This is a genomic window from Cupriavidus gilardii (genome assembly GCF_013314895.1).
GTDB lineage: Bacteria > Pseudomonadota > Gammaproteobacteria > Burkholderiales > Burkholderiaceae > Cupriavidus > Cupriavidus gilardii_C.
On the sequence record NZ_JABTYE010000005.1, the window covers coordinates 66,429 to 87,486 of the forward strand.

Annotated in this window: 16 protein-coding genes; 4 read left to right on the top strand and 12 right to left on the bottom strand. The window is 67.7% G+C overall.

Annotated elements, in window-relative coordinates; all coding sequences use genetic code 11:
- Window positions 1–68: 68 nt before the first annotated feature.
- A complete protein-coding gene (locus HTY53_RS06440) occupies window positions 69–1,247 on the bottom strand; it encodes an acetyl-CoA C-acetyltransferase (RefSeq protein ID WP_174105640.1) in 1,179 nt (392 codons plus the stop codon).
- Between the two features lie 162 nt (window positions 1,248–1,409).
- Window positions 1,410–3,212, bottom strand: a complete 1,803-nt coding sequence (gene phaC, locus HTY53_RS06445) for a class I poly(R)-hydroxyalkanoic acid synthase (RefSeq protein ID WP_174105642.1) — start codon at window positions 3,210–3,212, stop codon at window positions 1,410–1,412.
- Window positions 3,213–3,526: 314 nt separating this feature from the next.
- Here phaC and HTY53_RS06450 point away from each other — a divergent pair, with 314 nt between their 5' ends.
- Window positions 3,527–3,763: a hypothetical protein gene (locus tag HTY53_RS06450; protein WP_174105644.1), complete on the top strand. Its 237-nt coding sequence runs from the start codon at window positions 3,527–3,529 to the stop codon at window positions 3,761–3,763.
- 73 nt (window positions 3,764–3,836) lie between these two features.
- Here HTY53_RS06450 and pgeF read toward each other — a convergent pair whose 3' ends face one another.
- Both pgeF and HTY53_RS06460 read right to left on the bottom strand, forming a co-directional pair.
- Window positions 3,837–4,694: a peptidoglycan editing factor PgeF gene (pgeF, locus tag HTY53_RS06455; protein WP_174105646.1), complete on the bottom strand. Its 858-nt coding sequence runs from the start codon at window positions 4,692–4,694 to the stop codon at window positions 3,837–3,839.
- Complete coding sequence (locus HTY53_RS06460) at window positions 4,691–5,944, bottom strand: RluA family pseudouridine synthase (RefSeq protein WP_438820932.1); 1,254 nt, start codon at window positions 5,942–5,944, stop codon at window positions 4,691–4,693. The genes pgeF and HTY53_RS06460 overlap by 4 nt, the downstream gene beginning before the upstream one ends.
- Here HTY53_RS06460 and HTY53_RS06465 point away from each other — a divergent pair.
- The gene (locus tag HTY53_RS06465; RefSeq protein WP_174105648.1) at window positions 5,943–6,776 is read left to right on the top strand and encodes an outer membrane protein assembly factor BamD; all 834 of its coding nucleotides are present in this window, start codon (window positions 5,943–5,945) and stop codon (window positions 6,774–6,776) included. The genes HTY53_RS06460 and HTY53_RS06465 overlap by 2 nt on opposite strands.
- Window positions 6,777–6,932: 156 nt before the next feature.
- On the opposite strand, the gene HTY53_RS06470 is transcribed toward HTY53_RS06465, so the two are convergent.
- From HTY53_RS06470 to HTY53_RS06480, 3 genes are all read right to left on the bottom strand, one after another.
- Window positions 6,933–9,113, bottom strand: a complete 2,181-nt coding sequence (locus tag HTY53_RS06470; RefSeq protein ID WP_254599848.1) for an ATP-dependent DNA helicase — start codon at window positions 9,111–9,113, stop codon at window positions 6,933–6,935.
- Between the two features lie 78 nt (window positions 9,114–9,191).
- Window positions 9,192–9,395 (bottom strand): DUF465 domain-containing protein, encoded by a 204-nt coding sequence (locus HTY53_RS06475; RefSeq protein WP_174105875.1) that lies wholly within the window; start codon window positions 9,393–9,395, stop codon window positions 9,192–9,194.
- A gap of 35 nt (window positions 9,396–9,430) precedes the next feature.
- Window positions 9,431–10,240, bottom strand: coding sequence for a hypothetical protein (locus HTY53_RS06480; protein ID WP_174105649.1), 810 nt, complete (start codon window positions 10,238–10,240; stop codon window positions 9,431–9,433).
- A gap of 163 nt (window positions 10,241–10,403) precedes the next feature.
- On the opposite strand from HTY53_RS06480, the gene HTY53_RS06485 reads away from it, so the two are divergent.
- Window positions 10,404–12,758 (top strand): Tex family protein, encoded by a 2,355-nt coding sequence (locus HTY53_RS06485; protein WP_174105651.1) that lies wholly within the window; start codon window positions 10,404–10,406, stop codon window positions 12,756–12,758.
- Window positions 12,759–13,241: 483 nt separating this feature from the next.
- Window positions 13,242–15,068, top strand: a complete 1,827-nt coding sequence (locus HTY53_RS06490; RefSeq protein WP_174105652.1) for a hypothetical protein — start codon at window positions 13,242–13,244, stop codon at window positions 15,066–15,068.
- Between the two features lie 114 nt (window positions 15,069–15,182).
- On the opposite strand, the gene HTY53_RS06495 is transcribed toward HTY53_RS06490, so the two are convergent.
- From HTY53_RS06495 to HTY53_RS06515, 5 genes are all read right to left on the bottom strand, one after another.
- Window positions 15,183–17,081: a potassium transporter Kup gene (locus HTY53_RS06495; protein ID WP_174105654.1), complete on the bottom strand. Its 1,899-nt coding sequence runs from the start codon at window positions 17,079–17,081 to the stop codon at window positions 15,183–15,185.
- Between the two features lie 370 nt (window positions 17,082–17,451).
- A complete protein-coding gene (locus tag HTY53_RS06500; RefSeq protein ID WP_174105876.1) occupies window positions 17,452–18,153 on the bottom strand; it encodes an ABC transporter ATP-binding protein in 702 nt (233 codons plus the stop codon).
- 5 nt (window positions 18,154–18,158) lie between these two features.
- Window positions 18,159–19,016 (bottom strand): ABC transporter ATP-binding protein, encoded by an 858-nt coding sequence (locus tag HTY53_RS06505; RefSeq protein ID WP_174105656.1) that lies wholly within the window; start codon window positions 19,014–19,016, stop codon window positions 18,159–18,161.
- A complete protein-coding gene (locus HTY53_RS06510; RefSeq protein ID WP_174105658.1) occupies window positions 19,013–20,095 on the bottom strand; it encodes a branched-chain amino acid ABC transporter permease in 1,083 nt (360 codons plus the stop codon). Before HTY53_RS06510 ends, HTY53_RS06505 begins: the two co-directional genes overlap by 4 nt.
- A 4-nt stretch (window positions 20,096–20,099) precedes the next feature.
- Entirely contained in the window at window positions 20,100–20,966 is an 867-nt protein-coding gene (locus HTY53_RS06515; RefSeq protein WP_149318893.1) for a branched-chain amino acid ABC transporter permease, read from the bottom strand.
- Between the last annotated feature and the right edge of the window lie 92 nt (window positions 20,967–21,058).

Consider the following 21,058-nt stretch of genomic DNA (forward strand, 5'->3'; position numbering starts at 1 on the left):
CGCCGGCGCGCCGGACGGACGGCGCCATGCCGCCCGCATTTACACCCTGCCCGCCGGCCCACCCCTCCTCACCGTTCGACGGCGAGCGCCACCCCCATGCCGCCGCCGATGCACAGCGACGCCAGGCCCTTCTTCGCATCGCGGCGCTTCATCTCGTGCAGCAGCGTCACCAGAATGCGGCAGCCGGAAGCGCCGATCGGATGGCCGATCGCGATCGCACCGCCATTGACGTTGACCTTGTCGGTGTCCCAGCCCATCTGCTTGTGCACCGCCAGTGCCTGCGCGGCGAAGGCCTCGTTGATTTCCATCAGGTCCAGATCCTGCACGCTCCAGCCGGCGCGCGACAGGCAGCGCTGCGAGGCCGGCACCGGGCCCATGCCCATCACCTTGGGATCGACGCCGGCATTGGCAAACGCGCGGATCGTGGCGAGCGGCGTCAGCCCGAGCTCGCGTGCCTTGGCGGCCGACATCACCACCACCGCCGCCGCGCCGTCGTTGATGCCCGACGCGTTGGCCGCGGTCACGGTGCCGGCCTTGTCGAAGGCCGGCTTCAGGCTGGCGATGCTCTCCAGCGTGGCGCCGTGGCGCACGAACTCGTCGGTGGCAAACGCCAGCGGCTCGCCCTTGCGCTGCGGAATCATCACGGGAACGATTTCCTCATCGAAGCGGCCGGCCTTCTGCGCGGCCTCGGCCTTGTTCTGCGAACTGACCGCGAACTCGTCCTGCGCCTCGCGCGAGATGCCATATTCCTTGGCGACGTTCTCGGCGGTGATGCCCATGTGGTACTGGTTGTAGACGTCCCACAGGCCGTCGACGATCATCGTGTCGATCAGCCTGGCGTCGCCCATACGGAAGCCATCGCGCGAGCCCGGCAGCACGTGCGGCGCCGCGCTCATGTTCTCCTGGCCACCGGCCACGACGATCTCGGCATCGCCGGAGGCGATCGCGTTGGCGGCAAGCATCACGGCCTTCAGGCCCGAACCGCAAACCTTGTTGATCGTCATCGCGGGAACCATATGCGGCAGCCCTGCCTTGATCGCCGCCTGGCGCGCCGGGTTCTGTCCCGAGCCGGCGGTCAGCACCTGGCCCATGATCACTTCGCTGACCTGCTCCGGCTTGACGCCGGCGCGCTCGAGCGCGGCCTTGATGACGATCGCGCCCAATTCGGGTGCCGGCACCTTGGCCAGCGACCCGCCGAATTTGCCTACCGCGGTACGGGCGGCCGATACGATCACAACGTCAGTCATGTTCTGTCCTCTCAATGGAATACGGATACTGCGAATTCAGGATGGTTTCGATGTCGATGTCGATGTCGATGCGAAGCGCAGACGGGAAGCAGTCGATCAGCGCGATCGCCCTGAGCGGTTGCCGGTCCGACGTTGCCTCCGGTGTCGCGTTGCCCCGGTTCTCTAAGCCTTTGCCTTGACGTAGCGGCCCGGCGCCGGCTCGATGACCGGATAGTCGCGGCTGCCGTACTGCGTCGGCGCCGCCTTTTTCGCGCCGGCGTGCTTGCCCAGCCAGGCGAACCAGTCCGGCCACCAGCTTCCCGGCACCTCGGTGGCGCCGGCAAACCAGTCGTTTGGACTGTCGGGCAATTCGTCGTTCAGCCAGTGGCTGCGCTTCTTCTTCGCCGGCGGGTTGATCACGCCAGCGATATGGCCGGAGGCGCCCAGCACGAAGCGCAGGTCGTTGGACAACAGTCGCGTCGACGCATACGCCGCGGTCCACGGCACGATATGGTCCTCGCGCGAACCGTACACATAGGTCGGCACGTCGATCTTGCCCAGGTCGACCGGCACGCCGCAGACGGTCAGCTTGCCCGGCACCTTCAGCTCGTCCTGCAGATAGGTATGGCGCAGATACCAGCAATACCAGGGGCCCGGCAGATTGGTCGCGTCGCCGTTCCAGAACAGCAGGTCGAACGGCACCGGCGTGTTGCCCTTCAGGTAGTTGTCGACCACATAGTTCCAGACCAGATCGTTCGGCCGCAGGAACGAGAACGTGTTGGCCAGCTCGACGCCGCGCAGCAAGGCGCACGGCGCGCCGGCAGCGCCGCCCAGCGTCGCTTCGCGCAACTGCACGTGGGCTTCGTCGACGAAGACGTCCAGCACGCCGGTATTGGAGAAGTCCAGCAGCGTGGTCAGCAGCGTCAGGCTCTGCGCGGGGCGTTCGCCGCGTCCCGCCAGCACCGCCAGCGCAGTCGACACGATCGTGCCGCCGACGCAGAAGCCCAGCACGTTGATGCGCTCCTGCCCGCTGATCTCGCGCGCCACCTCGATCGCGCGGATCGCGCCGTGTTCGATGTAGTCGTCCCAGGTACGCGCCGCCATGCTGGCATCGGGATTGCGCCATGACACCAGGAACACCGTGTGCCCCTGCTCGACGATATGGCGCACCAGCGAGCTTTCCGGCTGCAGGTCGAGGATGTAGTACTTGTTGATGCAGGGCGGCACCATCAGCAGCGGACGCGCATGCACCTTGGCGGTCAGCGGCTTGTACTGCAGCAGCTGGAAGTATTCGTTCTCGTAGACCACCGCGCCCTCGGTGATCGCGACATTGCGGCCGACCTCGAAGGCGGACTCGTCGGTCTGCGAGATCTTGCCGCGGGTCAGATCCTCGAGCATGTTGCGCAGGCCCGCGCGCAGCGATTCGCCATTCGACTCGATCAGGCGCCGCTGCGCCTCGGGATTGGTGGCGAGGAAATTGGCCGGCGACATCGCGTCGACCCATTGCGCCACGGCAAAGCGGATGCGCTGCCGCGTCTTGGCATCGGCCTCGACCGCATCGGCCATCTCGCTCATCGCACGCGCGGTCAGCAGGTAGAAGGCCGCGGCATAGCGATACGGCGCGTTGCTGCGCCAGGCATCGCCGGCAAAGCGGCGGTCGGTCAGTTGCACCTGCTGTTGGTCGCCGGCGGCCATCGCGCGCCACAGGTCGGTGAAACCCTGCATGAAGCGCTGCTGGATGTCGGCCAATTGCGCGGGAGCGATCTTGATTCCCGGAAAGGCACCGCCGGGGAATGCACCGCCAGGCAAAGTGCCCAGCGCCGCGAAGGCATCCGCGCCCGGCATGCCGAACGGCATGCCGCCATTGGCCTGGGCCTGCCTGGACCACTCCAGCCATGTTGCTGGATCGAATGGCCCCGGCGTCGATGAAAACGGTGTGGTCTTTTCTTCCTGTGCGGAAGCTGCCGCGCCTTTGCCGGTCGCCATGATGTCGTGTCTCTCTGCCGTCTGATGGGTGAGCCGGCCCGGAACGCCGCTCGGCGATTCGCTCCGGGAGAACCGGCATGCGTCGCGCTCCTCCGGCCACGGTGCGCGTGCGGTATGCTTGCCGAATGACGGCCAGCGCGCTTTCCACGACACGCCGTGGTGCGGGGCGCTGCGGCCGCGCAGTTACTCGCCGTCCGGGGCATTGTTGCCTTGCAACGACGACGCTGTCAATGCGGGAAACGTCTTGACTCAAAGGCGCTTTGCGCGCGGCGATCGGGGGCCCGGACAGTGTCCACCAGGAGGATGAAATTCCGATGTATATCGTCGCGATCGGCTGGCTCTACGTCGCGCTGATGATGGCCATTACCGAACATACGGTGGTGGCCGCCGTCGCCACCTTCCTGCTGTATGGCGTCGGGCCGGTCGCGCTGCTGCTCTATATTCTCGGCACGCCGGGACGCCGCAAGCGGCGGCGCGCAGCGGAACAGGCCGCCGTTGCCGCGGCCAAGGCCGCGGCGGCGACACCGCCGGAGGGCGGCGGCAATCCGTGAGGCAAATGTCCGGTCGTTCGGACAATAGGGCAGCGGAGCTTGCGTCGGGCTGCCCTTCCCTGCGTTCGGCGGCTTATCTTGTCGCCGTCGTCTCCAGCCACACCAGACTCGCCATCCGCCCGGTCACGCCATCGCGCCGATACGAATAGAAGCGCTGCGGATCGCTGACCGTGCAGGCATCGCCCCCGTAGACCTCGACACAACCGGCACGTGCCAGCCGGATGCGGGCGAGCGCGTACAGGTCCGCGAGGTATTTGCCGGCCGCGGCGGGCCGGAATGCCTGCTCCACCGCATCGCGCTCGCGCGGCAACGCCCGCTCGAGAAACGCGGAACGGACTTCGGCACCGACTTCGAATGCATCGGGCCCGATCGCCGGGCCGAGCCACGCGAGCCACTGCGGTGAAGATCCGGCGTCCGTGCGTTGTTTGGCCATGCGGTCCAACGTGGCCTCGATCACGCCCTCGCACAGGCCACGCCAACCCGCATGCGCGGCACCGACCACCGTGCCGGCACGGTCGCACAGCAGGACCGGCAGGCAGTCGGCCGTCATTACCGCGCAGACCTGTCCCGGCGTTGTGCTGGTGCTGGCATCGGCGCGCGGCGGCGCGTCGTTCGCCGAGCCGTCGACATCATCACCACCATCGACAACTTCGCCACCATCGACTGTCACCACCGCACAGCCATGCACCTGTTCCAGCCATCTGGGCGCCGAGGGCAGCCAGGCCTGCAGGCGCCGCCGGTTCTCCGCAACCGCATCGGCATCGTCGCCGACATGGGTGCCGAGATTGAGCCCGCCCGCGCTGCCGTCTGCCAGACCGTACGTGCCGCGGCTGACGCCGCCGATGCGCGTCGTGGACAGCGCGCGGACCTGCGCCGGCGCCGGCCAATCGGGAATCCATTGCGAGAGCCGGCCGGCATCATCGTTGGTCATCGGCGCCCCGCATCGTCGCGATCGTCATCGTCATCATCGTCGTCGCCTTCATAGAGGATGGCGCCGTCCCACGCCTGGCCGTCCTCGTCGTCCGCGCCGTAGTCGCGCTCCTCCAGCGTGGTGAAGTCGAGCGCGTCGATCAGCGCCTGCAGATCGTCCGGCGCGGGCGCACGCCACGACATCGCCTTGCCGCTGACCGGATGCACCAGCCCGAGCCGATAGGCATGCAGCGCCTGGCGTTCGAACGGCACCGGCAGCGGTGCCTTGATGGCAGGGCGCTGGCCGCGCTGGGTGGCGCGGTGATAGACCGGATCGCCCAGCAGCGGATGGCCGATCGATTCGAAATGCACGCGGATCTGATGCGTGCGCCCGGTTTCGAGCTGGCACATCACCATCGACACGCAGCCGCGTCCGAGCGGGGCCACGCCGAGCGTGCGGAAATGCGTGCGCGAGGGCTTGCCGCTGGAGGTATGCACGATCGCCATGCGGGTGCGCTCGCGTGGATCGCGGCCGATCGGCGCATCGATGGTGCCTTCGTCGGGCGCCTCGCCCCACACCAGCGCCAGATAGGTCCGCTTGACCGTGCGGGCCTGCAGCTGCCGCACCAGATCGGTCTGCGCGGTCAGCGAGCGCGCCACCACCATCAGGCCCGAGGTCTCCTTGTCGAGCCGGTGGACGATGCCCGCGCGCGGCAGCGCGGCCGCCGCCGGATCGCGATGCAGCAGCCCGTTGAGCACGGTGCCGCTCCAGTTGCCGGCGGCGGGATGCACCACCAGGCCGGCCGGTTTGTCGATCACCAGCAGCGCTGCGTCTTCGTAGACGACCTCAAGCGGTACCGGCTCTGCCGTGAAGGCCAGCGTCTCGGGCGCGGCTTGCGGCCTGACCTCGATGCGCTGCCCCATCTGCACGCTGTCGCGCGGCCGGCGCACGGCGCCATCGACCGTCACGGCGCCGCTGTCGATCCACTGCTGGATGCGGCTGCGCGAGAATTCGCTGAGTTGGCGGGCCAATAATTTATCGAGCCGTTCTCCGTGTGCGGCGCTGTCGACTTCCAGCACCACCGGCACCATGTCGGCGCCGCTTTCTGCCTCGACAAGTGCGGCTGCGGGCAGCTCGTCGAAATCCTCCAGGTCGGTTTCGACCACCGTATTGCGGTCGGCCTCGCTGTCGAGGGCCGCTTGCGGGCTGGCGACCGAGGGGCTTGGGCTATAATGCTTGACGCTTTTTTTCATCCGGAATAGGTTGCCCATGCAATCGATGAGCACGAGACGCGCCAGTTGGCGCGCAAGAGTTGGAGCGATGTTGCTCGCGGGCGGCTGCGTCATGCTGTCGGCATGCGGCCTGCTCTCGGAACAACCCGACGAAACCTCGGGTTGGTCAGCCAACAAATTATATTCGGAAGCCAAGGACGCCCTCGACAGCGGCGACTATCCGCGCGCGGTCAAGCTGTACGAGAAGCTCGAGGGCCGCTATCCGTTCGGCCGGTTCGCGCAGCAGGCGCAGATCGATACGGCCTACGCCAACTACAAGGACGGCGAGACGGCAGCCGCGCTGGCGTCGGTCGACCGCTTCATCCAGCTGCACCCGAACCACCCCAGCGTCGATTACGCCTACTACCTGAAGGGGCTGATCAACTTCAACGACAACCTCGGCTGGCTCGGCCGCTTCTCGGGCCAGGACCTGAGCGAGCGCGATCCGAAGGCGGCACGGGCGGCGTACGACGCGTTCCATACGCTGGTCACGCGCTTCCCCGAAAGCAAGTACACGCCGGATGCCGCCGCGCGGATGCAGTACATCGTCAATTCGCTGGCCCAGCACGAAGTCCACGCGGCGCGCTACTACTATCGCCGCGGCGCCTACCTGGCGGCGGTCAATCGCGCGCAGCAGGCACTGAAGGACTACGATGGCGCGCCGGCCAACGAAGAGGCGCTGTACATCATGATCCGTTCGTACGAGGCGCTGGGCATGAAGGACCTGCGCGACGATACGATGCGCGTGATGCAGACCAACTTCCCCGACAGCGACTTCATCAAGTACGGCGAGCGCCGCGACAAGGACAAGCCGTGGTGGAAGCTGTTCTGATCGGTCAGCGACTCGCATGAGCGACCGGCATAAGCGACCGACATAAGCGACCGACATAAGCGACCGACATAAGCGACTGCCCCAAAAAAGCCCGGTTCGGCAAATCCGAACCGGGCTTTTTCATTGGCGCCGCCATACCGCAGCGGTCCGCACGCCCTATTCCTTCTTCAGTCCCTGCAGGAACGCAATCACCGTATCGCGCTCGCGCGTGCGCTTGAACGGCGGCAGGCTCTGCCAGATTTGCCGCCCATAGGGCTTCTCGACCAGCCGCGTGTCGCAGATCACCAGTACGCCACGGTCGCTCTCCGAGCGAATCAGCCGGCCGGCGCCCTGCTTCAGCGTGATCACCGCGTGCGGCAACTGGTGCACGGCGAACGGGCTCAGGCCCTTCTTCTGCAGCGCCTCCATGCGCGCGGCCAGCACCGGGTCGTCGGGCGGCGCGAACGGCAGCTTGTCGATCACCACCAGCGACAACGCTTCGCCGCGCACATCGACGCCCTCCCAGAAGCTCTGACTGCCGACCAGCACCGCATTGCCCAGCTCGCGGAAGCGGTCGAGCAGCTCGGTGCGACTGGCCTGCCCCTGCACCAGGATCGGCAGCTGCAGTCCGCGCTCGGCGAACGCTTCGTACAGCAGGTCGGAGGCGCGCTGCACCGCGCGCAGCGTGGTGCAAAGCAGGAAGGTGCGCCCGCCGGCCGCTTCGATCAGCGGCAAGGCGGCCGCCACCACGGCATCGGTGAACTGCGGCGACTGCGGCGCCGGCAGCTCGCGCGGCACGTATAGCAGGCCCTGCTCGCCGTAATCGAATGGACTTGGCAGGGACAGCGAGCGGTCCTTGTCGAGCCCCAGCTGCGCGGCATAGTGGGCGAAATTGCCTTTGACCGACAGCGTCGCCGACGTGAAGATCCACGCGCGCGGATGGCCGGCCCGCTGGCGCGAGAAGATCGGTGCGATCGACAGCGGCGTGCGATGCAGCTGTACGGTGTGCGAGAACACCTCGACCCAGCGCACCGTTTCGGGCGGCCTGACGTTCGGCGCCATCTGGTCGGAAGTCGGCGCATCGCCGGTGGGCTCCTCCGAGGCAACGCCAGACTCCGGCAGCGTTGTCGTTCCCGTCAATGCCGGCTGCTCGGTCGCGCCACCGGACTCGCCCGCATCGGCCACAGGCTGCGGCGCCGGACTGTCGTCGCGCCAGGCGGCCAGCCGCTGCGCCAGTTCCAGCGCGCGCCGATGGCACTGCTCCAGCGATTCGGCGCGCTCCGCCTGGCCCTGCAGCAGGGCCACCACATCGTCCAACGCCTTCTCCAGCGCGTCGAGCGTCTCGAAGAACGGCTCGCCGATGCGAGCGTCGGCCTCGATCTGCCCCAGCGCCAGCCGCACATTGTCCTTGCCGAAGGCCAGCCGCAGATCGCGCGTGGCGCGTTCGAACGGCGCCACGATGCCGACCCAGTCGGCGGCATCCCGCGCATGCGACAGGCCCTCCGCCACCGTATCGCGCGCCAGCTCCAGCAGCTGGCTGGTCGACAGGCTGTCGCCGAAGAACAGTGTCGCGGTCTCCGGCAGCTGGTGCGCCTCGTCGAAGATCACGGTATTCGCGGCCGGCAGCAGCTCGGCCATGCCGGTATCGCGCAGCACCACGTCGGCGAAGAACAGGTGATGGTTGACGACCACCAGGTCGGCCTGCTGCGCTTCCTTGCGCGCCCGCATCACGAAGCATTCCTTGTGGTGCGGGCATTCGGTGCCGAGACAGTTGTCGCGGGTCGAGGTCACCAGTTGCCATACCGGCGCGTTCTCCGGCACGCTGGCGAGTTCGGCCTTGTCGCCGGACGACGTGGTCTTGGCGAAGTTCGCGATCTCGCGCAGCCACGCCGCGTCCTGCTTGGACGCCAGCCGCCCGTTCATCTGCGCGCGCTCCATGTGGTAATGGCAGACGTAGTTGGCGCGGCCCTTGAGCAGCGCAACCGAGACCGGCACATTGAGCGCGCGGCGCACGGTCGGGATGTCGCGCAGGAACAGCTGGTCCTGCAGGTTCTTGGTCCCGGTCGACAGGATCACCTTGCCGCCCCACAGCATCGCCGGGACCAGATACGCAAAGGTCTTGCCCGTGCCCGTGCCGGCCTCGACGATCACCGTATCGTGCGCCTCGATCGCATCGGCCACCGCGGCTGCCATCTTCGCCTGCGCATCGCGCGGCCGGTAGCCGTCGATGGCCTGCGCCAGCGTGCCGGTCGGCGCGAAGATGCGCGCCAGCGCCGCGGCGCGCGCGTCGGCCGCGTCCGGCTGGATGGCGGGGCCGGCGGCATCGTCGCCGGGATGGGAAAGATCGGAATCGGACAAGGCTGGCAGGAATTCGTGCGTCGCCGGCGATGGCTGGCGACGCGGGCATGGCGGGCCGCGGGATCGCGGACCGGGAGATCAGGCGGGTACGTCGGGTTCGAGCTGCAGCTGCAGCAGTGTGATGGCGTCCTTCAGCTTTAGCCGGCGCTTCTTCAGCCGGCGCAAATGCAGTTCATCGTGGCCGGCCTCGCCGGACAGCCGGTCGATCAGATAGTCCAGATCGCGGTGTTCGATCTGCAACTCGATGATCTGGCGTGCCAGGGTGTTCAGATCGCGGTCCATCGTCCATTGGCCTCCCCCACCGGCGACGTCCATCATCAGAAGCCGAACGGCCGCGGCGATTCGCCGCTGCTCTGCTTTTCCTTGGCCTTGGCGCGGCGCTCCTCGACCTCGCGCTGCCGCTGGATCGCCTGCTGCTGCTTCGCTTCGTACGCCTTGGCGTTCTCCGCACGCTGGCGGGCCTGTTCCGCACCGCGCTCGCGCGCCTCGCGCATCCGCGCGTCGTAGTCGGCCTGCTTCTGCTGGTAGGCCGCGGCGTTGGCGGCGCGCTCCGGCGCCTCGGCCTGCCGCTGCGCATCGCGCAGCTTCTGCTCCTGCTGCTTGCGCTCGAAATCGGCGCGATTGGCCTGCTCCTCGGCGGCGCGCTGCGGCTGGCTGGCCTCGTACTCGGCCTGGCGCAGCGCCTGCTCGCGGTCGCGCCTGGCGGCCTTGAACGCGCGCTCGGCCTCGCCGATTTCGAGCTCCCGCTCGCGCAGCACCGCCAGCTCGGCGCGCTGGGTTTCCTTGGCGCGCTCGATGCAGTTGGTGACGAAGAACTTGTCGTAGCAGGCGCGCTCGGCCGTGGCGAAGCGGTAGTTCGTCCAGGCGCGCGAGTCGGACACCGCCTTGCGCTCGGCGTCGAAGTCGCGCGGCGGCGCCAGATCCGCGGAGCCAGCGGCCGGTGCAGACGTCGGCGCAGCGGTCGGCGCAGCGGCCGGGCCCTGCGCCAGCGCCGCCGGCAGCGGCACGGCCAGGCACGCCAGTGCCAGCATCAGGCCCTTGGCCAGCCCGGTGGCAGCCGTCGTTGCCGCGCGCTCGGCGGCCGGAAAACATGCCGGCAATGCGGCCCGTTGTGGCTTGAGGTTCATGGGGCGGATTCTACCATCGGGGCATGCCGCCGCGCCCACGGACGCCCGCCTGCCGACCCGGTTCGGGGCGCGATTCAGAATCGATCCCTGTGCTGTCTGCATGCCGGATGAAGCGCCCTTCGCTTGTGGCAAAATGCCCCGCTTTCGACTGAGTGTTTTTCCGATGTCCAACCTGCCAGCTTCCGTCACGCAAAAGATCGTGTCGCTCATCGCGGCCGAGCTGTCCGTCCAACCCCGCCAGGTGGCGGCGGCCGTCGAACTGCTCGACGAAGGCGCCACCGTGCCGTTCATCGCGCGCTACCGCAAGGAGGTCACCGGCAACCTCGACGACACGCAACTGCGCGCGCTCGAGGAACGGCTGCTGTACCTGCGCGACATGGAGGAACGCCGTGCCGCGATCCTGGCGTCGATTGAGGAACAGGGCAAGCTGACCCCCGAGCTGCGCACGGCGATCGAGGCGGCCGTCACCAAACAGGCGCTGGAAGATCTGTACCTGCCCTACAAGCCCAAGCGCCGCACCCGCGCCCAGATCGCGCGCGAATGCGGCCTGGAGCCGCTGGCGCAGGCGCTGCTGGCCGACCCGACGCTGGAGCCGCAGACGGAGGCGGCCAAATACGTCAACGGCAAGCCCACGGCCGACGGCGGCGTGCCCGACGTCAAGGCCGCGCTGGACGGCGCGCGCGACATCCTGTCGGAGCAGTTCGGCGAGACCGCGGAGCTGCTGGGCAAGCTGCGCGAACATCTGTGGGCCAACGGCGTGGTCACCTCGTCGGTGGTCGAAGGCAAGGAAACCGCAGAGGAAGAGAAGTTCCGCGATTACTACAACTACAGCGAGACCATCCGCACGATCCCGTCGCACCGGGCGCTGGCGCTGTTCCGCGGCCGCAATGCCGGCGTGCTGATGATCAAGCTCGGGCTGGGCGAGGAACAGGACGCGCTGGTGCCCCATCCCTGCGAGGCGATGATCGCGCGCCATGTCGGCATCCAGAACCTGAGCCGCCCCGCCGACAAATGGCTGGGCGATGTCTGCCGCTGGTGCTGGCGCGTCAAGGTGCAGCCGCATCTGGAAACCGAACTGCTGACCCAGCTGCGCGAAAGCGCGGAAGGCGAGGCGATCAAGATCTTCGGCCGCAATCTGCATGAGCTGCTGCTGGCCGCCCCGGCCGGACCGAAGGCGGTGATGGGCATCGACCCGGGCATCCGCACGGGCTGCAAGATCGCGGTGGTCGACGCCACCGGCAAGCTGCTGGAGACCGCGACGATCTACCCGCACGAGCCGCGCCGCGACTGGAACGGTTCGCTGGCCACGCTGGCGCGCCTGGCCAAGCAGCACGGCGTCTCGCTGGTATCGATCGGCAACGGCACCGCGAGCCGCGAGACCGACAAGCTGGTGCAGGACCTGATGCGTCAGGCGCCCGAGCTGAAGCTGACCAAGATCGTCGTCAGCGAGGCCGGTGCCTCGGTCTATTCGGCCTCGGAACTGGCGGCGAAGGAATTTCCCGATCTGGACGTGTCGCTGCGCGGCGCCGTGTCGATCGCGCGACGGCTGCAGGACCCGCTGGCCGAACTGGTCAAGATCGATCCGAAATCGATCGGCGTCGGCCAGTACCAGCACGACGTCAACCAGCGCGAACTGGCGCGCACGCTCGACGCGGTGGTCGAGGACTGCGTGAATGCCGTGGGCGTCGACGTCAACACCGCGTCGGTGCCGCTGCTGGCGCGCGTGTCGGGCCTGAACAGCGTGCTGGCGCGCAATATCGTCGAGTTCCGCGACGCCAACGGCGCCTTCCCCAATCGCGATGCGCTGAAGAAGGTGCCGCGGCTGGGCGACAAGACCTTCGAGCAGGCGGCGGGCTTCCTGCGCATCAACGACGGCGACAATCCGCTGGACCGCTCGTCGGTCCACCCGGAGGCCTACCCGGTGGTCAAGCGCATCCTCGACCATATCAAGAAGGATCTGCGCGAGGTCATGGGCAATCGCGACGCGCTGCGCGGGCTGTCGCCGACGCAGTTCACCGACGATACCTTCGGCCTGCCGACCGTGCGCGACATCCTCAGCGAACTGGAGAAACCCGGCCGCGACCCGCGTCCGGAGTTCAAGACCGCCACCTTCCAGGACGGCGTCGAGGACATCAAGGACCTGCAGCCCGGCATGGTGCTCGAGGGCGTGGTGACCAACGTCGCCGCCTTCGGCGCCTTCGTCGATATCGGCGTGCACCAGGACGGGCTGGTCCATATCTCGGCGCTGTCGAACAAGTTCGTCAAGGACGCGCACGAGGTCGTCAAGGCCGGCCAGATCGTCAAGGTCAAGGTGATGGAAGTCGACGTCAAGCGCAACCGGATCGGCTTGTCGATGCGCCTCGACGACGAGCCCGGCCAGAGCGGCAATCGCGCCGCCGGCGGCGAGCGCCCCGACCGCGGCGGCAACCGCCCGGCCCGCGGCTTTCAGAACGGCGGCCGGCGCGAAGCCGAACCCGCCGGCGCGATGGCGGCGGCGTTTGCCAAGCTGAAGCGGTAAGCAGATACGGGCGGCCGTCGTGCCGCCCGTCACGGAACGGGATCTCAAAGCCCGCGTTCGTTTTTCGATATCCCCCTGGCTTGCACCGTCGAGACTGCCGTCACGCGTTACGCCGGCAAACCGTCCGGCGTCGCGCACCATCGCCAGGAGGAATCGACTATGCAGGCAGCAGGCAGTCCTATCTCGTCCTCGCCCCAGCGGCCCACTTTCAAACACCCCGAACCGGCCTGCTCCAGCGGCATGCGGGCCTCGCCCTCCTTCCCTGCTGGGGGCGACAGGATGCCCTCCATCTCGCCCTTGCGCCCAGAAGCCAATGCACAGCCGGGACAGCCCGGCCAGACACTGCTGGATCGATGGTTGTCATGGGGCCGTCGGCACCTTGGTCAAGCGGCAACGACGCAGACCAAAGGCGGCGCGGGCCGTCCGGCTCGCGGCCCGAGCCCTGCGGCGCGCGCCTGGCCTCGGGGGCTCGGATTCGCGGCATTGCCCGACCCCATCTTGTTGCAGTTGGCCGAATATCTCGGCCCGCGCGACCTCAGCGCGCTGTCCCGTGTGGAGCCGCATTGCCTTCGCCTGCTGGGACCGATGGCCTTCCGGCACGGTATCGACGTGCGCAGCGATCGCGCGGTGACACCATCGAACCTCGATGCGGTATTGCGCGACAGCCTTCGCCTGCAGCCGGGGCCCCGCTCGGAGGTCCTGGCCCGGCTGGGCCGATCGATTTGCCGGATGCCGCCCGCGCTCTCGCTGTCCGCCGCCGGTTCGCTGCTCGGCGCGGTGGAGCGCCTGCCGGAGGCCGTGCGTCCCGCACCGCTCGGCACGGTGGTGCTCGCGATGCTGGCGTGCGACGACCTGCTCCCGTCAGGCGCCATGCAATCGCGCAGACAGCTGTATCGACGTGTGCAGGACGCACTGATGGACTTGCCCGCGTCATTACGGGTCGATGCCCTGTCAGTCGTGCTGCGGGATATCTCTTCGCAGCGACTGGCCGAGCCACCGGTCAACAACTGGTTGGCGGCGATGGTGGCGTCGACTTTGGAGGGTGAACATATCTGGACGCTGCGCGGTGCGGCACGGCCGGCATTCGAAGCGCCGCCGGCCTTTCGGGACGCCGAGAATGCCTTGCGGCGCGCCATCGCGGAATTGCCGGCCGATACGCCCGAGGCATTGCTGATCGCGTTCGCCATGCCGACGCGAGCGATCCACAGGCAGACGGTCACGCAGCACTACGATCGCTTGATCGAATTCGCCGCCTCCCACCAGGGATCGTCAGCCGCGCTCGGCCATATCGCCGCTGCACAGCTGCTGCCGTTGCTACCGCCCGAGGACTGCCTGGGGGGCTGGCATGGCGCGATCAACAAGCTCGGCGAACTGCCGCCCGATTTGCGTTGCTGGCTGCTGGAGGCGCTGGCTGACGCACTTCCCGGACTCCCACCGCAACTGCAGGCGGATTACTGGCTGGCCCTGTATACCCTGGCCATGGTCCATCTGCGGTCATCCGGCGAGCGCTACATCGTCCTGCGGCAGCTTTGTCGGGTCCAGAACGGGATCGTCGGCGAGCACAACATCGATCTCGTGACCACGCTGATCGACGCCTGCGCCGTGCAAGCGCTGCCGTTCCGTCCCGTTCTGCTGGCCCTGGCACTGGTGTCCGGCGAGCGGATGGTGCAGGCGTGGAATACGGCCCTGGGCCATGCCGAGGCGCTCGAACCTGAACACCGCAATCTGATGCTGCCGGCACTGGCGTCGACACTGGACGTGGCGCCGGACAGCGGCGCCGCATGGGACGCGATCCTTGCCATGACGCTCGAACTGCCTGTCCACGAACAGGGCGCGGCCCTGTCGGCCCTGGCGAATGCCATGGCCCACCTTCCGCGTGACCTGGTGGATCCAGCGCTGCTTCGCCTGCTGCAAGCCGCCAGGCAGTTGCCGCGCCAGGACCGCATCGGCCTGCTGGCGCTCTTGTCGCGGCTGGTTCTCGACAGCGGGCTGTCGCAGCAGGTATTCCACGCGATCCAGGGGCTGCCGCGCCTCGACCGGCCGGTGCCGCTGGCCGGCCTGGCCGGCAATATCGAACGGCTGCACCCGGCAACGGAACGGCCGGCGGCCTGGCAACGGATATGGGAGGCAACGCTAAGCCTGCATCCAAACGACCGGCTGCTGCCGTTGATGGCGCTCGATTCGACCCGCAACCGACTACCGACGCGGGCCGGCTGGCTCGCGGATTGGCAATGGAAGCGCCAATCGTCGGCGTTGCCGCGGGCGGACGCCATCTGGCTGGGCGGGTCCGGTCGTCTCGCACACCAATAGAAATCGACATCCATCCCGCGTCGAAACCGAAGGAAAAAAGCCTGCAAACGGCAGCGCCGCACGCAGGCTTTTCGGCGATTCGATCGGCGGCGCCTGTCGGCCCCGCCGCCGCGTTCAGATCTCGACCTTGGTCCCCAGCTCCACCACCCGGTTGGCCGGAATGCGGAAGAAGTCGGACGGCTTGGCGCCGTTCTGATGCATCCACGCGAACAGCGTCTCGCGCCACATTGGCATGCCGGGCAGACGCGACGGGATCACCGACTCGCGCGCGATGAAGAACGAGGTCTCCATCAGCTCGAATTCCATGTCAAGCTTGCGCTTGGACAGATCGAGCACCTTGTGCACGTCCGGGGTCTCCTTGAAGCCGTATTCCGACTTCAGTATGAAGACGCCGCCGCCGAGATTCTTGCAGCTGAGCCGGTGGTCGTCGTCGACATAGGGAATGTCGCGCGTGACGAAGCTCAGGAACACCACGCGCTCATGCAGCACGCGGTTGTGCTTCAGGTTGTGCAGCAGCGAAACCGGCACGAACTCCGTGTTGCCGGTCAGGAAGACCGCAGTGCCCTCGACGCGGTGCGGCGGATGGGCCAGCAGACCGGCCATGAAGGGCTCCAGCGGAATGCCCTCCTCCAGGCTGCGCGCGCGCAGCAGCTTGCGGCCGCCGTACCAGGTCATCAGCAGGAAGAAGGCCGCGCTGCCCAGCAGCAGCGGGAACCAGCCGCCCTCGGCGACCTTCAGCAGATTGGCCGAGAAGAACGACAGGTCGATCACCAGGAAGGCCGCCCCCGCAGCCCCCACGACCGCCGGCGGCCACTTCCACACGTGGCGCATCACGACGATCGCCAGCAGCGTGGTGATCACCATCGTGGTGGTCACCGCAATGCCGTAGGCCGCCGCCAGGTTCTCCGACTTCTTGAAGGCCAGCACCACCAGCACGACGGCCACCAGCAAGACCCAGTTGATCACCGGCAGATAGATCTGCCCGATCTCGGCTTCGGAGGTGTAGCGGATGCGCATGCGCGGGATGAAGCCGAGCTGGATCGCCTGGCTGGTCAACGAGAACGCGCCGGAAATCACCGCCTGCGAGGCGATCACGGCTGCGCAGGTGGCCAGCAGCACCATCGGGATCAGCAGCAGCTCGGGCACCATCAGGTAGAACGGGTTGCGCACCGCGCTGGGGTTGCCCAGCAGCATCGCGCCCTGGCCGAAGTAGTTCAGCATCAGGCATGGCATCACGATGGCGAACCAGGACACGCGGATCGGCGTGGGGCCGAAATGGCCCATGTCGATATAGAGCGCCTCGGCACCGGTCAGCACCAGGAATACCGCGCCGAGCACGATGAAGGCCTGCAGCGTGTGCTCGAGCAGGAAGCGCACGCCGTACAGCGGATTGATCGCGGCAAGAATGGCGGGCGCCTCGATCAGGTGATAGATGCCCAGCCCGCCAAGCGACAGGAACCACACCATCATGATGGGTCCGAACAGCTTGCCCACCGACGAGGTGCCGCGCCGCTGCAGCAGGAACAGCACCAGCAGGATCGCCAGGCTGATCGGGATGACATAGTGCGACAGCGCCGGCGTCGCGATCTCGATGCCCTCGACCGCCGACAGCACCGAGATGGCCGGCGTGATCACCGCATCGCCGTAGAACATGCAGGCGCCGAAGATGCCCAGCATCATCAGCACCTTGGCGCGCCGCGAGCGTGGTGCGGCGCTGCGCAACGCCAGCGCCATCAGCGCCAGCACCCCGCCCTCGCCGTCGTTGTCCGCGCGCATCACGAACACCACGTACTTGATCGATACCACCAGGATCATCGCCCAGAACAGCAGCGAGATCACGCCCATCACGGCTTCGGGACTGAACGGAATGCCGTGCTCGGCGCTGAAGCACTCCTTCAATGCATAGAGAGGACTGGTGCCGATGTCGCCGAAGACGACACCGATCGCCGCGAGTACCAGCATGCGCATGCTGGGGGTCTCGACGAAATAATGGCTCGTGGTGGGTTGTGTCATGGATTCGGAGCGGGAGGCCCGTTATGCCGCGGCCGACCGCATCGTTCGAGGAATTTTTTTGCAATGCACAATCGGGCGCCATTCTAGTGGAAGTGGGCCGGCAGCGTCATCAGGAATCTTTTTTGAGACCGTGTCGAGCGCGCTGCCGATGGAGCGCGAAGACGGGGATGGCCGGCGATCGCCCTACCCAGGAACGCAAGGATGCGAGCGAAGCGCCGCTCGGTCAAGCCCCGCGGTGTGGCGCGACAGCCATAGAAAAACGGCGCGACAAGGGGTATTCGCGCCGTTTCCTGTCTGCGAAGACTTCCATGTCTTCTATGTCTATGTCTTCTATGTCTGCTATGTCTTCTATGTCGTCCACGTTCGGAGATCAGACGCCGAGATACCGCTCGAGCAAGGCCGGCGTGGCCGCCAGTTCCGCCGCAGCACCGCTGGCCGCGACCAGTCCCTTCTCCAGCACCACCACGCGGTCGGCCTGCGCCAGCACCGCGCGATAGTTGCGGTCGACCACCACGGTGGCGATGCCGGTGCCTCGCACGGCCGCGATCACTTCCCAGATCTCGCGCACGATCTTGGGGGCCAGCCCCTCGGTGGCCTCGTCCAGAATCAGGCAGTCGGGGTTGGTCATCAGCGCGCGGCCGATCGACAGCATCTGCTGCTCGCCGCCGGACAGTTGCTGGCCGCCGTGGTCCAGCCGCTCCTTGAGCCGCGGGAACAGGTCGAGCACCCTCGCCTCGTCCCAGTCATGACGGCCGTTGCAGCCCTTGCGTGCGGCCATCAGCAGATTCTCGCGCACCGACAGGTTTGGGAAGATGCCGCGGCCTTCCGGCACATAGGCCACACCGAGCCGCGCGACATCGTACGGCCGCGCGCGCGACACGTCGCGGCCGGCGACGACGATCGTGCCGGCGCGCTGCGTGACATGACCAAGCAAGGTCCGCAGCAGCGTGCTCTTGCCCATGCCGTTGCGCCCGAGCAGGCCGACGGTTTCGCCGGGGTCGACACGAAAGTCGACGCCGCGCAGCACATGGCTGGTGCCATACCAGGCTTGCACGCCGGTGGCTTCGATCATCGGCTTCACGCTGCGCACTCCTTGCGCGTGCCGGCGGCCGCGCCGGCGCCTGCGCCATGAGCCACCGTGTCGTCGGCGACATCGGCCAGTTCGCCCGCACCTTCGTCCTCGCCGAGGTAGGCCTGCTGCACCTCGCGGTTGGCGCGAATCGCGGCCGGCTCGCCGGTAGCGATCACCACGCCGTTGACCATCACGGTGATGCGGTCGGCCACCGCGAACACCGCGTCCATGTCGTGTTCGACCAGCAGGATCGCGTGGCCCTCGCGCAGGTCGCGCAGCAGCGCCAGCATGCGTGCCGATTCTTCGGCGCCCATGCCGGCCAGCGGCTCGTCCAGCAGCAGCGCCACCGGCTGCGTGGCCAGGCACATCGCGACCTCGAGCTGGCGCTTCTGTCCATGCGACAGCGCCATTGCGGGCAGCGCCGCACAGTCCGCGAGACCGGCGCGCTCCATCGCTTCGTCGCCAAGCGCGCGCGCGGTGCGGCAAGACTGCGCGCTCTCCCACAGGCGCCAGGCACGCTGCGCGCGCGATTGCGCCGCGAGCCGGCAGTTCTCGCGCACGCTCAGCGGCGCAAACACGTTGTTGCGCTGATAGCTGCGCCCCACCCCGGCGCAGGCAAGCCGCGGCTGCGGCCAGCCGGTGACATCGCGGCCGTGCAGGAACAGCTGGCCGGCGGTCGGTGCGAGTTCGCCCGACAGCAGATTGATCAGCGTCGACTTGCCGGCGCCATTGGTGCCGATCACGGCGTGGATCTGATGCAGGTCCAGCGCCAGATCGACGCCCGACACCGCGGTCAGGCCGCCGAAGCGGCGCGTCAGTCCGGCTGCGCGCAGCACCGGCTCGTTGTTCTGGCGCGCGTTCATCGCCGTTCTCCCTTGATGCCCCGCCCTGCGCCGCGGACTCCGCCAGCTCCGCCGCTCAGGCGTCGCCGCGCCACCGCGGCCAGTCCGACCAGCCCGCCCGGCAGCAGCGCCACCGCGGCGATGATGAAGCCGCCCATCAGCAGTTGCCAGTGCTTGGTCAGCGTGCTGAACCACTCGGCCAGCAGCACGAAGGAAAACGCGCCGATCACCGCGCCGGCGAGGCTGCCGACGCCGCCCAGAATCACCATCAGCATCGCGTTGCCCGACTGGTGCCACGATGCGATCTCCGGATTGACGAAGCCGAACTGGATCGCATACAAATAGCCCGCCAGCCCGGCGAACGCCCCGCCGGCGACGAAGGCGCCAAGCTGGTAACGGTAGGTCGCAAAGCCCGCGGCCCGCATGCGCTGCTCGTTGTGGCGGATGCCGATCAGCGCGTGGCCGAAGCGCGAGCGCAGCACCATCGCCAGCGCCGCCACGGTGAAGATCAGCGCGCCCAGCACCAGCCAGTAGAAATGCAGGGGATCGTCGATGCCCAGCGGCCGCGCGCCGAACACGCCGAACTCCGGCCGGAAATAGATGTAGGTGCCATCGCTGCCGCCGGCGATCTTGGTGTCGTGGAAGACGAAGTACACCATCTGCGCGAAGGCCAGCGTCACCATGATGAAATAGATGCCGCGCGTGCGCAGCACCAGCATGCCGACCAGCAGCGCGAGCAGCGCCGCGGCCGCGACCGCGGCCACCAGCAGCCACCAGCCGTTGCCCGGCTCGGACTGCGGCGCCAGCAGCGCGGTCGTATAGGCCGCAGTGGCGAAGTACGCGGCGTGACCCAGGCTGACCAGCCCCGTATAGCCGATCAGCAGCTGCAGCGACAGCGCGAAGATCGCCATGATCATGACCTTGCTGAGCAGGTCGATGTAGAACTTGTTGCCCTCGCCGCCGAGTGCGAGCGGCAGCGCCGCCAGCACCGCGAAGGCGATCATCCACGCCAGCGTGGTCCAGCGCAGGCTGGCGCGCCGCTGCAGGTCGAACGCCGTGCCGATGTCGGCGCCGAGGTTGGTCGGAGGTGTCGATGCCATCGCGCTAGCCCGCCTTGAACAGACCCTGGGGTTTCCAGAGCAGAATGATCGCCATCAGCAGATAGACCAGCACGCCCGCCGCCTCCTGCCAGAACACCTTGCCGAAGGTATCGACGAAGCCGAGCAGCAGCGCGGCCACCATCGCGCCCTTGACCGAGCCGATGCCGCCGATCACCACCACCACGAAACAGACGATCAGCACCTGGCTGCCCATGCCGGGATAGACCGACGACACCGGCGCGGCGATCATGCCGGCCAGCACCGCGAGCGCGACGCCCAGCGCGAACACCAGCCGGTACAGCCGGCCGATATTGACGCCGAGCGACTGCACCATCTCGCGATTGCTGGCCCCGGCCCGAATCGTCATGCCGAGCCGCGTGCGGCGGATCACGTAGTACATCGCCGCGGCCACCAGCAGGCACACCGCCGAGATGAACAGCCGGTAGACCGGATAGGTCATCTCGTTGCCGATCGGCAGCGCGCCGTCGAGCAGCGGCGGCACCGGCACGCCGTGCACGTCGTCGCCGACCAGGATGCTGCGCATCTCCTCGAACACCAGGATCAGGCCATAGGTCATCAGCACCTGCTGCAGGTGGTCGCGCTCGTACAGATAGCTGAAGAACACCCACTCGAGCAGATAGCCGAACGCCACCGCCAGCACGATGCCCAGCGGCAGCGCGATGAACAGGCTGCCGGTCATGCTCGCCAGCGTGAAGGCCAGATAGGCGCCCAGCATGTAGAAGCTGCCGTGGGCGAGATTGATCACGCCCATGATGCCGAAGATCAGCGTCAGGCCGCTGGCGACCAGAAACAGCAGCAGGCCGTACTGCACGCTGTTCAGGCACTGGATCAGGAAGGAGACGAGGTCCATGCGAGGCGATCGGTCGTTGGCGAGGCCGCGGCCGGCGGGAGCCGGTGTGCCGCGGCCGGTGATGCGCGCGAGGCGCAGGCGATTGACGTGGG